The organism is Algibacter lectus (assembly GCF_900112395.1).
Classification (GTDB): Bacteria; Bacteroidota; Bacteroidia; order Flavobacteriales; family Flavobacteriaceae; genus Algibacter; species Algibacter lectus.
In genome coordinates this window covers 1-13,444 of the sequence record NZ_FOLN01000002.1, presented here as the reverse complement: position 1 = coordinate 13,444, position 13,444 = coordinate 1, and the positions used below count along the sequence as shown (strand labels likewise).

At 31.9% G+C, this 13,444-nt stretch carries 15 protein-coding genes and 1 pseudogene; 13 read left to right on the top strand and 3 right to left on the bottom strand.

The window, feature by feature from the left end:
- Positions 1 to 5 precede the first annotated feature (5 nt).
- Positions 6 to 1,589, bottom strand: coding sequence for a S41 family peptidase (locus tag BM246_RS03115; protein ID WP_074935779.1), 1,584 nt, complete (start codon positions 1,587 to 1,589; stop codon positions 6 to 8).
- A gap of 324 nt (positions 1,590 to 1,913) precedes the next feature.
- Here BM246_RS03115 and smpB point away from each other — a divergent pair, with 324 nt between their 5' ends.
- The 3 genes from smpB to BM246_RS03100 are packed head-to-tail and all read left to right on the top strand — an operon-like array spanning position 1,914 to position 3,523.
- Positions 1,914 to 2,372, top strand: a complete 459-nt coding sequence (gene smpB / locus BM246_RS03110) for an SsrA-binding protein SmpB (RefSeq protein ID WP_042498759.1) — start codon at positions 1,914 to 1,916, stop codon at positions 2,370 to 2,372.
- Positions 2,373 to 2,378: 6 nt separating this feature from the next.
- A complete protein-coding gene (locus BM246_RS03105; RefSeq protein WP_042503463.1) occupies positions 2,379 to 2,960 on the top strand; it encodes a hypothetical protein in 582 nt (193 codons plus the stop codon).
- A gap of 17 nt (positions 2,961 to 2,977) precedes the next feature.
- Positions 2,978 to 3,523: a pyridoxamine 5'-phosphate oxidase family protein gene (locus tag BM246_RS03100; RefSeq protein ID WP_042503459.1), complete on the top strand. Its 546-nt coding sequence runs from the start codon at positions 2,978 to 2,980 to the stop codon at positions 3,521 to 3,523.
- On the opposite strand, the gene BM246_RS03095 is transcribed toward BM246_RS03100, so the two are convergent.
- Complete coding sequence (locus BM246_RS03095) at positions 3,520 to 4,542, bottom strand: metal-dependent hydrolase (RefSeq protein ID WP_074936419.1); 1,023 nt, start codon at positions 4,540 to 4,542, stop codon at positions 3,520 to 3,522. The two genes, BM246_RS03100 and BM246_RS03095, sit on opposite strands and share 4 nt — an antisense overlap.
- 93 nt (positions 4,543 to 4,635) lie before the next feature.
- Between BM246_RS03095 and nhaC the strand changes: the two genes are divergently transcribed.
- The 10 genes from nhaC (at position 4,636) to BM246_RS03050 (ending at position 13,111) form a co-directional block, all read left to right on the top strand.
- Positions 4,636 to 6,102, top strand: a complete 1,467-nt coding sequence (nhaC, locus tag BM246_RS03090; protein WP_042503457.1) for a Na+/H+ antiporter NhaC — start codon at positions 4,636 to 4,638, stop codon at positions 6,100 to 6,102.
- Positions 6,103 to 6,243: 141 nt separating this feature from the next.
- Complete coding sequence (locus BM246_RS03085) at positions 6,244 to 6,882, top strand: peroxiredoxin (RefSeq protein ID WP_042498751.1); 639 nt, start codon at positions 6,244 to 6,246, stop codon at positions 6,880 to 6,882.
- A 140-nt stretch (positions 6,883 to 7,022) separates the two neighbouring features.
- Positions 7,023 to 7,331 (top strand): thioredoxin family protein, encoded by a 309-nt coding sequence (locus BM246_RS03080; RefSeq protein WP_042503454.1) that lies wholly within the window; start codon positions 7,023 to 7,025, stop codon positions 7,329 to 7,331.
- Positions 7,332 to 7,380: 49 nt separating this feature from the next.
- A complete protein-coding gene (locus BM246_RS03075) occupies positions 7,381 to 7,638 on the top strand; it encodes a DUF6952 family protein (protein WP_042503452.1) in 258 nt (85 codons plus the stop codon).
- 175 nt (positions 7,639 to 7,813) lie between these two features.
- Positions 7,814 to 8,383, top strand: a complete 570-nt coding sequence (locus tag BM246_RS03070) for a Crp/Fnr family transcriptional regulator (protein WP_074935778.1) — start codon at positions 7,814 to 7,816, stop codon at positions 8,381 to 8,383.
- A gap of 60 nt (positions 8,384 to 8,443) precedes the next feature.
- A complete protein-coding gene (locus BM246_RS03065; RefSeq protein ID WP_074935777.1) occupies positions 8,444 to 9,469 on the top strand; it encodes an NAD-dependent epimerase/dehydratase family protein in 1,026 nt (341 codons plus the stop codon).
- Between the two features lie 243 nt (positions 9,470 to 9,712).
- The gene (locus BM246_RS03060) at positions 9,713 to 10,078 is read left to right on the top strand and encodes a DUF6567 family protein (protein WP_074936417.1); all 366 of its coding nucleotides are present in this window, start codon (positions 9,713 to 9,715) and stop codon (positions 10,076 to 10,078) included.
- Positions 10,079 to 10,672: 594 nt separating this feature from the next.
- Positions 10,673 to 11,440 carry a T9SS type A sorting domain-containing protein gene (locus BM246_RS03055; protein WP_074935776.1) on the top strand — a complete coding sequence of 256 codons (768 nt, stop codon included), beginning with the start codon at positions 10,673 to 10,675 and terminating at the stop codon, positions 11,438 to 11,440.
- Positions 11,441 to 11,688: 248 nt separating this feature from the next.
- Positions 11,689 to 11,838, top strand: coding sequence for a hypothetical protein (locus tag BM246_RS19905; protein ID WP_175489771.1), 150 nt, complete (start codon positions 11,689 to 11,691; stop codon positions 11,836 to 11,838).
- An 85-nt stretch (positions 11,839 to 11,923) separates the two neighbouring features.
- Positions 11,924 to 13,111 carry a PIN-like domain-containing protein gene (locus BM246_RS03050; RefSeq protein WP_074935775.1) on the top strand — a complete coding sequence of 396 codons (1,188 nt, stop codon included), beginning with the start codon at positions 11,924 to 11,926 and terminating at the stop codon, positions 13,109 to 13,111.
- Positions 13,112 to 13,220: 109 nt separating this feature from the next.
- Here BM246_RS03050 and BM246_RS20080 read toward each other — a convergent pair.
- A pseudogene (locus BM246_RS20080) lies at positions 13,221 to 13,444 on the bottom strand (IS1182 family transposase); the annotation flags it as partial.

Below are 13,444 nucleotides of genomic sequence, written 5' to 3'. Positions count from 1 at the left end.
TATTTTTAATTTTTAGAAATGTCTGATAAAATCCATTCAAGTTCAGGATCTTTTCCGGAAAGTCTATCTGAAATGGTTGGCGTTATTTCAACATTAGGCTTAATACCAAAACCATCAGGATTTTGTTTAAACGGTGCTTCTATTTGCATAAGCCCCATTCTAATTTTTAACTTCGTTTCTGGTAATTGATAAATTTTATACAAACCTGCAACACAACCATTATAAGCGCCACCTGTTTCTTCACCAACAAAAACAGCTCTTTTAGTTGCTTTTAAATGCGTAGAAATTAAAGCCGATGCAGAAAACGAGTTTCCATTTGTTAATACATATAAATTCCCTGTGTAGTTTTGGTCTCTAGGTTCTTTTTCTTTGGAATATGGAAATCTATAATAGAGCTTTCCATCTTGCTTTTTTGTTTTTAAAAGATTGTCTACCGCTATAAATGGTGATGCAATACCCATAAATATTTTAGTAGCAACCGAAGAGGTGTTATTCATAAACGCCGGAAAAAAAGACAAGCGTCTATTTACTTCGGCAGGTGCCATAAATTGGTATTTTGTTTTCGCTAGATAGCTGTATAAATAGTTTATTTCGGCTATGCGCCCGCCTCCATTATCTCTTAAATCGAGTACCAAGTTTTTGGTTTTAGCAGAATCTAACTTTTTGAAACTTTTTTTATAAAACTTTCGGTAGTTACCATTATTAAAGCCTCTAATTTTAATGTAAGCCGTGGCGCTGTCTTTACCAATAAAACTAAAATTACGTGTGTACTCTTTACTTTTAGCTATAAAACCTAACTCTCTATGCTTTTTGCGCTTATTTCGTTCTGCAATTCTATTTTGTTTTTTTTTCGCTTTACTTAATTTTATTATAGGTTTTGGCTCTGGAGCAATGGAATCGTTTTCTTTAGTTTTTTCTTTTTTATCAATACGCTTTAGTGTTTTTATAAACACAGAATCATTTAGTTTGAACTGTACTTGTAAACTATCGATAAAACCTTTCTCTTTAAAATAAAATGTTGAAAAATTTCGGCCTACCAATCTGTTTTGTAAAGTTTGATTATAACCATCGGAAGCAAAACGTGATTTAAACCCAGTTATTAAATCGGATACATTTTCGTTTTCTAGTTTAAGCACTTCTGCTCCTACTAAAGAGGAATCTTTACCTCTAGTTTCTATAACCCAAAGTTTATGGTCTAAATATTCGAAATCGAGATCGTAAAACTCAAACTTTTTCTTTTTTAATGCTTTAAGCTCTTTTCTTGTATACTCTGTATATGCCGACCCTAAAGATACGTGCCCTTGCTTTACCTGCGCTACTACTGGTGCTAATTTTTTATAAAAATCTCGCGAATTAATTGGTGAGTTTATGGCTCTTTTTAGGCTGTCGAATTTAAAGTCTAAATCGGTTTTAGAGGTATATTGATATAGATTTGGATGGTGCTTTTTTAATTGATTATAAACTCGATCTATATCCATATGCAAGCTCTCTGGTGTGTGTAATGCTTCTATTTGTGCATTATGTTTTTTAACGCTTACGCATGAAATACAGAAACTAAATGAGATTAAAAATATGGAGAATTTACGCATGTATACCGGACAATAATTTTAGTATTGTAAATGTAATTTATTTTTTTGATAGACGACTCTATTTTAAGAAAACGCTATGATTAGCGTGTTTTCTAAAATTGTAAAATGTTGCGCGGAGGCCACAGTACTTATTGAAATCCAGAACCTTGGCGCTCGCATTAGGGATAGCAGTGAAAAGCCCACAGTGATGCCAATGGTAATTGGTGGCACGAGGACTTGTAGCGTATAGCCCGACGTTTTTTAAAGTTAAAAGATTTTATTTTTCGAAAATCTTCTAGCTTTAAAAAAGGGAATGCCATAATAATTTTTGTAATTTTGTTGGTCATGCAAAATAAGATAAACATACAGAACAAAAAGGCGCGCTTTCTATACGAGATTTTAGATAAGTACACCGCAGGAATTGTACTTTCGGGTACTGAAATTAAGTCGATTAGAAGTAGTAGAGCATCTATTGCCGAAAGTTTTTGCGAGTTTAACGAGGCTGGCGAACTTTTTGTAATAAATATGACGGTTGAGGAATATATCTATGGGAATTATTATAACCATAAGCCAAAAGCGGAACGAAAATTGCTGCTAAACCGAAAGGAATTAAAAAAATTGCATAAAGAAGTGCAAAATACAGGTTTAACTATAATTCCGTTGCGTTTATTTATTAACGAAAAAGGTTACGCTAAATTAGTTATTGCTTTGGCTAAAGGTAAAAAACTATATGATAAACGTGAAACTATAAAAGATCGTGATAATAAACGAAACTTAGATCGAATTAAGAAAATTTACAAATAAGCAACCATGAAGAAATACGTTTTTATACTTTTTTTAACTGCAATTTCTATTACCGCTCAGGCGCAAAAAGGGCCTAAAAAAGGACAAGAAAAGGGAAAGGAAACCGGCAAAGAAAAAGCTGTAGAGCCAATTGACTACTCGGAAAATTATGCAACCGTAAATAATGTGGTTAATACACTTTATGATGTGGTTTCGGGGAAAAAGAATGAAGAACGTGATTGGAAACTTTTTAAACTTTTGTTTCACCCAGATGCAAAATTAATTACAGCAGGAAGAAATAATGATAGAGAGTTTCAGGTGAAATTTATGGGTGCTGCAGATTATGTAAAAAGTTCTAGTAAATGGATTACATCTAATGGTTTTGTAAAAAAAGAAATGCGCAGAAAAACAGAAGAGTATGGCCGTATGGCGCATGTTTTTAGTAGTTATAAAACCTATAATACGGAAGATGAAAATAAAGAAGACTCTGAAATGCGAGGCATTAACAGTATACAATTACTGAATGATGGCGAGCGTTGGTGGATTTTGAATATGTACTGGACTCAGGAAACTTGGTTAAACCCGATTCCTTCTAAATATTTAGATTAATTTCTTACACCATTTAAATGAGTGATTTTAAACCGAGTATAACTCCAGAAATTGAAGATTTTATTAAAGCCCAACATATCTTTTTTGTTGGTACAGCGGCTAGTGATGGACGCATAAATATTTCACCAAAAGGACATGATTCACTTCGGGTTTTATCGCCTAATAAAATAGTTTGGTTGAACTTAACAGGTAGTGGCAACGAAACAGCTGCTCACCTACTGCAAAAAAACCGAATGACTATTATGTTTTGTGCTTTTGAAGGTAAACCTTTGATTTTACGCCTTTATGGTAGTGCAATAACCTACCATGAGCGCGATGCGGAATACCATGAGCATATTGGTTTGTTTGAAAGAAATACAGGCTCTAGACAAATTATTGTTATGGATATAGAATCTGTACAAACATCTTGCGGCTACTCTATTCCTTTTATGGATTTTAAAGAAGAACGTGGTATGCTAAATTCTTGGTCGGAAAAACAAGGCAAAGCCCGTATTGAAAACTACTGGAAAGAAAACAACACCCAAAGTATTGATGGTTTTGACACCAAAATTTTAGAAGATTAAATTCCTTTTGTACGTTCCCACAGATTCGCGATAGCTGCTTTAAAATCTCTCAATTCTGGCTCAAAAGGTATCATGTTTAGGCGGCCGCCTTCTTTAAAAAGTTTCATTTTAAATACTGAAGAGTTCGGATCTTTGTCATCTAATAACGGATAACGCAAATCGTTATATTGATAATTATTGTCCTCCATTTTATACACACTATAATAACCATTACTAAACCAAGCTAGATCTTTTATATCTTGATAAGCTTCTGGTTTTAAATCGCGTTGTTTTGGCAATTCCACAAAATTAATAAAGCTACTTTTAGTGTCTAAAAGTGAATAATTAGCGATAAAATAACCCTTTTTTGTTTCGGCAATGCCATACCATAATATATTGTTTAAAAGTGCGGGGTTAGAACTGTAACGGTAATATTCTATTTCTTTTTCTGCCAAAGAACTTCTAAAAACTGAATCGATATACAATTTATTAACCACCGTAAAAAGCATATAAACCGAACTGATCCCTATACCCCATTTAAGCCAAATGCTTCTTTTTACTGATGTGCGTTTAAAAAACATTAAGACAATAATACATACTAAAAAAGGAACGGTATACAACGGATCGACCACAGCAATATTATTAAAAGCTACTCTATAATTACTAAATGGTGCGAACAATTGCGTACCATAAGGTGTAAAACAATCTAATATGGGATGCGTTAAAAGCGACCAGAAAAACAAACGTACCCAATCACTTTGGCTTGTTGTATCTATACGTTTTTTGGTATTATAGAACTTGAAAACCAACCAGCCGAAGAAAAAAGCCGCCAAAACAGAAAATAAAATGGAGTGCATAAACCCGCGGTGAAATAACATCGCATCAATTTTATTTTGATGAATTATGCCACCCACAATAACATCCAAATCGGGAATCGTGCCGCCTATTGCACCAAATAACAGCGCTTTATTACCTATTTTCTTGCCTAACACAGCTTCGCCACATGCAGCACCTAAAACGATTTGAGTTAATGAATCCATAATATTTTTTGAATTGAATGGCAAAAGTAAGCAAGTATTTCTATTTGCATACATTCAACTAAAATCGTAACATTACGGTACAAAATTGATAGCATGCACGACGACAAGAATATTTCTGAGATAAAAGCAGACCATGAAACAATTATTGAAAACTCAGAATTGAATATTTGGGAAGCTTTAATTCCTGTAATTCTTCTAATGGGTTTATTATTTTACAACATCACTTATAAGGATGGCGAATGGTTTGGAGAATATTCTAATCAATTTATTTTACTTATTGGTGGTGCCATTGCAGCCGTAGTTGGTTTTTACAACAAAGTATCTGTTAACCGCATGGTTACCGAAGTTTGGGCCAACCTAAAAAGTGTTTTTATACCGATTATGATCTTGTTTTTAGTTGGAGCTTTAGCTGGTACATGGCTTGTTAGTGGCGTAATTCCTGCTATGGTTTATTATGGTTTGCAAGTGCTAAGCCCAAGTATATTCTTACCAGCATCTGTTATTATTGCTGCCGTAATCTCTATTGCAACAGGAAGTTCTTGGACCACATCGGCTACCGTTGGTATTGCTCTAGTTGGTATTGGTACCGCTTTAGGAATTCCTCCTGGAATGATTGCTGGTGCTGTAATTTCTGGTGCTTATTTTGGAGATAAAATGTCGCCATTAAGTGATACCACTAACCTTGCTCCTGCCATGGCTGGAACAGATTTATTTACACATATTAGGTATATGACGCTTACCACCATACCTACCATAATAATTACCCTAGTTGTTTTTGCTATTTTAAGTTTATCTGTTGATACTACCGGAAGTGCCGATGTTTCAAGTTTATTGGTCACTATAGCGAGTACATTTAATATTACACCTTGGTTGTTTTTAGTACCAGTTACTGTAATTGCTTTAATTCTCTTAAAAACAAAACCCCTTATTGCTTTAGTAACGGGTGTTTTATTAGCGGCTGTTTTTGCATTTGTTTTTCAACCAGAAATTCTTAATGGTTTAGGAGATTCTAAAATCTCTACAATTACAACCTCTATTTTAACCGATACACAAATTACTACCGATAATGAAAAACTAAACGAGCTCTTTTCTGCTGGTGGCATGAAAGGTATGCTTTGGACCATCTATTTAATTACTTGTGCCATGATTTTTGGTGGTATTATGGATGGCATTGGTGCCTTGGCTAGAATAACAAAAGGGTTACTATCTATAGCCACCTCTGTATTTGGTTTATTTGCTAGTACAGTAATTAGCTGTTTAGGCTTAAACATTATAGCATCCGATCAATATTTAGCTATTGTAATTCCTGGTAAAATGTTTAAAAAAGCTTATGAAGATCGTGGTTTAGCCCCTGAAAATTTAAGTAGAACCTTAGAAGATTCCGGGACGGTAACTTCGGTACTTATCCCTTGGAATACCTGTGGAGCTTATCAATCTGGGGTTTTGGGTGTCGGCATATCAGAGTATTTTGTATATGCTATATTCAACTGGTTAAGTCCGTTTACTACACTCCTTTTTGCGGCTTTAAATATTAAAATTAGACAACTCGCCTCTAAATAGAATTAAATTATCAATAAATTTTAATTCCATAGACAAAAACTATTCTGTAATAAGAAATTAAAATTTCGGATTTTACTAAAAACCTTAAATGTGTTTTATATTTGTACCCAGAAAACAATTAACAAATAAAAACATAAACACATGGCATTAGTAGGAAAAAAATTTCCAGATTTAAACGTTGACGCAATGAACGATATGGGCGATACTTTTAAAGTAAACGTTCTTGAAGAAGCAGTTAACAACAAGAAAAAAGTAGTTTTATTTTGGTACCCAAAAGATTTTACTTTTGTATGCCCAACAGAATTACACGCATTTCAAGCGGCTTTACCAGAATTCGAAAAACGTAACACTATTGTTATTGGTGCATCTTGCGATACTCCAGAAGTACACTTTGCATGGTTAAGCCAAGCTAAAGATAACGGTGGAATTGAAGGTGTAACTTACCCAATTTTAGCAGATAGTAACAGAAACTTATCAAACATCTTAGGTATTTTAGATATCACTAACGAAACGTTTGATGAAGAAACTGGAACTGTACAAGTTGAAGGTGATAACGTAACTTACAGAGCAACTTACATTATTGACGAAGATGGTGTTGTACAACACGAAAGTATTAACAACATGCCTTTAGGTAGAAATGTTGGTGAATACATCCGTTTAGTAGATGCTTTAACTCACGTACAAGAAAAAGGTGAAGTTTGTCCTGCAAACTGGGAAGAAGGAAAAGAAGCTATGGCTCCAAATGCAAAAGGAACTGCAGCATACTTAGCAGCTAACTAGTTAAAAAAATAATTTTAAGGCCTGTTTGTCTCTCATAATTAATTTAGGCAGGCCTTCAAAATTCTATTTAAAACAGCAATAGCTATTTCTTTCAGCTTTTAGATTGTTTTAAATAACACACTCCAAAAAAAAATATAGTTATGATAAATGAATTAGACCAAGATAATTTAGGTGAAATCGTTTCGAGTAATGATACAGTAATTGTTCAATATTCTGCCACATGGTGTGGAAATTGTAGAATTATGAAACCTAAATTTAAAAAATTAGCAACAGAAAACGAAGGTGTATCTTTTGTTATTGTTGATGCTGAAAAGTTTCCTGAATCTAGAAAACTAGCTACGGTTGATAATTTACCAACGTTTGCAACCTTTAAAGGCGGCAAATTAGTTAAGCAAGTACAAACTAACAAATTCGATGTTTTAAAAGAATTAGTTAGCGAAGTAATATAATACAAAGTAGAAGACCTTTCCGCGAAAGCGTGATTAATACCATATAAAAATGAAATTACCAGTAATAAAACATTTAACACAATTTATTGAAGAAAACGACGAAGATTACGTTGTTGAAACTATTGAAACACTTGAAGCTTTAACCGAAGTTTCTTCTCTAAAAGATGAAGAATTAGATGTTATTGGCGAACTTATTTCTAATATGTACGGCGCCATTGAAGTGAATAAAATGATAAAAGAAGGCACCCCGAAAAAAGAAGCTGTAAACAGTTTTATGCAACGCGTGTTGGGTTCTATCGACAAATAATTGAAAAAGAAAAATTTGTATTTATTTTAAAACCATCTTGTGAAAACAGGGTGGTTTTTTTTTGTTTAACGGGAACTTGCCTTTAAATCAATTTGGATTATCTTCGTCTTTTCGGAAATAATAACGGCGTCTAAATAATCCATTTTCTAACGTCCGCCCTATCCAAAGCACAATCATGAAAAATTTGCTAAACTATATTCAATCGCGATTTACTTTAACTGAAGAAGATACTCGTTTAGTTCAACATTATTTTATTACCGAGCACGTACCTGCACAAACCAAACTTTTAGAAGCCGGAAAAGTAGAACGCTATGTTTATTTTTTAAGTGAAGGCATTGTAAAAGGGTATCAAAACCTAGATGGCAAAATTGTAGTACAGCATTTAGTACCAGAACAAGATTTTTTTACCTCATTAGATAGTTTTATGAGTGAAACGCCTGCTCCAGATTACTATGAAACCATTACCGATTGCAAACTATTAAAAATTTCAAAACCCGATTATAACCTATTACAGACACAATCTACCTTTTGGAGCGATTTTATAAAAACCGTTACAAACGAACATTTAAATTGTAAACTCGAACGCGTTAAAGATTTTCAGATATTAACAGCAAAACAACGTTATGAGAAGTTTATAAAACAACATCCAAACCTAGCTTTAAACGTTTCTATAGATAATATAGCATCTTTTTTAGGCATGGAGCCACAATCGCTAAGTCGTATTAGAAAACAAATCACTTTCTAACAAATGTTATTTTTAAAACATCAATAAGCACAGACCTTTGCTCAAACAAAAAATAAAAACATGAGCAAAGATAACATTGAAAACACAAGTAAAGATATTGCATTAGTTACAGGCGGAAACGGCCATTTAGGCAATAATTTAATCCGTTTACTACTATCTAAAAATCAAAATGTTAGAACCACAGTTAGAGATATCAATAACTCTGCTCCTTTTGAGGGTTTAGATTGCGATGTTGTACAGGCCGACCTTTTAGATACAGCCTCGCTAAAAAAAGCATTTAAAAATGTAACCCACTTATACGCCGTAGCGGCAAACTTTAGCATGTGGGCCAAAGATCCAAAAACAGAAATTTACGACAACAACCTAAAAGGCACCCAAAACCTGTTCGACGTTGCGAAAGCCTGCGGTATAAAACATATTGTTTACGTAAGTTCGGTAGCCTCTTTAGATTTTACCACCTTGCCCGCAAACGTTAATAATGGTTATAACAAAGACCGTAGAAATTGGTATTACAATTCTAAAAACGATTCCGATAAATTGGCCTTAAAATTAGGCCAAAAATACGGTATTAGAACCGTACTCATTTTACCATCCGCCATGATTGGCAGCCATGCTCACAAATTAAATTACTCTAACCATTTGGTGCATCAAATTTTAAAAGGCGAAATTCCTGTAGATACCAATGTAACCTTAAACTGGGTCGATGTTAAAGATGTCGCCTTTGGCGCTTACCAAGCCATGCTGAAAGGTGAAAATCAAACCCGTTACATTCTATCCAATCCTACACACACCACTTTGCAAGACAGCGTGAAAATTGCCGCTAATTTGTATCCCGAATTAAAACTAAAAACCCCAAAAACAGTTCCAAAATGTCTATTATACGCCGTTGCTGGACTTATGGAATTTAGTAGTAAAATAACAGGTAAAGAACCTCTACTCCAACGGCATTATCTCGATATGTTTTATGGCTTAAAACAAGATTATGATATTAGTGCTTCTAAAAGTGTTTTAGGTTTTAACCCAAAACCATCTAAACAAGTTTTGGAAGAAGCCCTTCGATATATAAAAGAAGATTGGAACGCTTAATAATGCATTTCAATATCGACAAACTACACAAAGCTCAATTTTTTGGGCTTTTTTTAGGCCTTTTATTCTCCAATTACGGATACCCGTAAATTTGATTGGTTGGACTGTTATAATTTGCGTGGTGTTAAAGGAAAACTCAAACCTTATAGTGTAAAATCAAATAAAATCAGAATTAAAAATAAAGTCGGAATAAGTCGAAAACAGACTTAAAACAGAAGTAGGCACCCTAAATTTATCAAAATGATTAAAAAATTATCAATTATTATCACTCTCGTTGGAACAATTTCACTTACCAGTTGTGCAGGACATTATGGATTAACATCCAATGTTAACAATCATTCCACTCAAGTTGTTTTATCAAAAAAGAACTTTAAAGTAATAAATAGCGTTAGCGGAGACGCGAGCGTAACCTATATTTTTGGTATTGGTGGTTTATCTAAAAAGGCGTTAATAACAGAAGCAAAAGCCGAGATGCTTCAAAATGCAAATCTTGAAGGAGGAGCAAAAGCAGTTATCAATGAAACAGTTGAAATTAAAGGATCAAGTTTTCCTTTTTTCGGTAGAAAACTCGTTACTGTTTCAGCACAAGTTATTGAGTTTACAGAATAGTTAAAAAAAAATTATATTTTACTACATTCCTAAATCTTAGCATAAAACGTCTTAAAATTAATATTTTAAGGCGTTTCTGTTTTAAATAACAACTACGTGTAAAACAAAAATGAGCAACTTTATACATCGATTTATTTTCAGAAATAAGACTACAATCTGATTCAAAAATTAAATATAAAAAAATATAACACCTACTCTTCTCCAATTTAAGGTTAGCATAAATTTATCGATATATAACAAATTAAATTACTATACTTTTTTTTACCGTAATTAAACAATCCTACTCTTCCATTTAAGTTATTATAAAGAACATGTTCTTCGAATTTACAACCAGAAAAACAACTAAAATTAAATAACCAACATTTTATTCCTAACACACAAAAAAAACAACATTTATCGACGAACAGTAAAACAATGACACTATATCCTACATTTAACAATTAAAACTACGTAATTTCATATATAAATATTTACTTGCTATCACTTTTAAGTCCTAAAAACAGCATAAAACATAACAGCATTTGTTTTATAAAAAGGTTTAAGGAACAGAGGTAATCAAACAATATAATTTAAAACACTCAAAACAAAACAATTATGAAGAAAAAACTACTTATTCTATTTTTATTTATTGCAACATTAAATATCAATGCGCAAACAAACCTTGTTCCTAATGGAGATATGGAGAATTGGGATTCTTTTGATACAAACCCAGATGATTGGACTAGATTTTTTGACGGATTATGGGAAAAAAGTGCCGATTTTCAAAATGGTACAGCAAGTCTACAATTAGAAATTGCCTCAAGTAGAACATTTAACTATATAAATACAGATAATATGTCATTCACCTCTGGTGTAACTTATGTTTGTACTTTTTATTACAAAGCTGTTTCTGGTAATTTAACTCAGGTTGAATTTAATTTATCTCATACTCCAGGTGCTTTTCCAACTACTTTTTTAACTAATCCCTATACAGACTCATCTACAACAGAGTGGAAAAAAGGAGAATTTGAATATACAGCTACCGATACAGAAAATGTTCAAGCTTTTATATACTCACGTGGAGATGCTGGCGCGCAAGTATTAATTGATAACGTTTCTATTTTTGATAAATCAACATTATCTACAAATCAACTTGAAAATAATTCAAACACAATAACCGCTTATCCAAATCCATCTACAGATTTTATTGAAATTTCAGGGTTTAAAGTAAAAGAAAATTATACCATTTACAATATACTTGGTGAAAGCGTTTTAAACGGTTCTATACAAGAAAAAGAACAAATAGATCTTAGAAACTTAACTAACGGAATCTATATCTTGAAAACAGAAAATGCAAAAGCATTGAAAATTATTAAAGAATAACTATTGCTTAAACCCATTAGTAATAGTACATTTTTAGTACTTACAAATAAAAAAGAAGCCCTATTTAGGGCTTCTTTTATGCTTTTATTCTACAATTACGGTTTTCCGTAAAGTTGACTAAACAAACTTTTGTAATTTGCTCACCGTTAAAGAAAAATACGCAGTTATACGTATTGATTCTTTTACAGAAACAAAGTAAATTCGTTGCTTATGTTTTTGAAATATGAAGAAAACATAAAATGAAACAGATGAAGATATTAAAACACATTATACTCGTAACAACAATTTCCTTAAGCTTTAGCTCTTGCACCGAAGAAGAAGGCGGTTGCGAAACAGAAACCGTTTGTTTTGGCGCAGGAAATTGCATTGAAAAACCTATTGCAGGTTCTTGCTTTTAGTGTTGTTATAAGCTGGATATGATTAATAAAACTGAGTATATATAATAGTTAGGCATAATTAAAAAATAAATTCTCCAATAAAAAGATGAAATATAATATCTACGAATTAACTGATTCAAAAGAAAAAAATATGTGGGAAGATTCATTTATTGTATTCGATTCATCTGCTCTTTTAGACTTTTATTTCTTACCCAAAAATACAAGGGAAAATATCTTTAATAATTTATTCAATATAAAACTGAAAGATAGACTATGGTCTCCTGCACACGTTAAATATGAATATTTAAAAAATCGAAAAAGGATAATAAGCAAACCTATTAATGAAAAATATAAACCTCTAAAAACAGAAACCCTAAAAGATATAAAGAATTCAATAAATACTATTGGAAAAAAAATAGAGGATTTAAAACGTAGAACATCTAATGATGATAAACATCCTTTTTTAAAACAAAATAAAATTGAAGACTTCTTTAAAAGTTTTAATTCACTAAAAGAAGATTCAATAGAATTTGAAAAGGATATTAATAATCAAATTGATGATATCGAAAAAGAAATAAATGATTTACATTCCAATGACGATGTATTAAATGCTTTTGAGAGTTCTTTTAAAATTGGTAATGATTATAATTTCAATGAAATAATTGAAATAACAAAAGAAGGAAAACATAGATATGAATTCTCTATTCCTCCTGGCTATGAAGACTTAAAAGACAAAAAAGGAACTCAAATATTTGGAGATTTAATTATTTGGAAACAAATTTTAGACTTTTCTAAAGAAAATAAAAAGCCTATAATATTCATTTGCAATGACCTTAAAGAAGATTGGTGTATTCTTGAAAAAGAAAATAAAAGAATAAAAAGCCCAAGAAAAGAACTTATCAAAGAAATATATGACAATTCAGGTGTTGAATTCTGGATGTATAATCAAGCTCAATTTTTACACAATGCAAATAAATATCTTGGTACTGAAATCGAAGAAGAAAATATTGACCTTTTATCAAATTTTATAAATGAAAAAGATGATGATGAAAAAAAATCAAATAAAACCTTAGATTTAAGTAAAGAGTTAGAAAAATTGAAATTGATACTTAAGTCCGAAACTAAGTATGTAGAAAACTACAGAAAGTATGTAGATGATTTATACTCTGTAACAGCAGATGATTTCGCTCATAATAATGCTATTGAATTGTCTATGCTAGAAGATAACCTGACAGAATTACAAGAAAAAATATCAGAACTAGAACAAGAAAAAATAAGATTATCTGGAAAATAAAAACTATGCCTAACAATGGTAACCGTTGCACAACCCCTTAAAAAAGTATAAAAACAGCTTAAAATCTTTGTTTTTAAGCTGTTTTTATTTTTGATACTCCATATTTTCTCTAAAATATAAGTGGTTTAAAACATATCATTCGAACGCTTATTAGGTGTTTTTTTGTGCTTTTAATAATAACAAGTATTCCCGCTATACTTTCTGATAGGTTTTTCATATATTTTAAATATTTTTTAAGATTATAGGCTGTTGCTGATACATGCATACACTTATTAGCTTGTTTAATCCCAAGGGTATTCACTTTCCCCATGCCTAAAAACTGAGTTAGCGTTC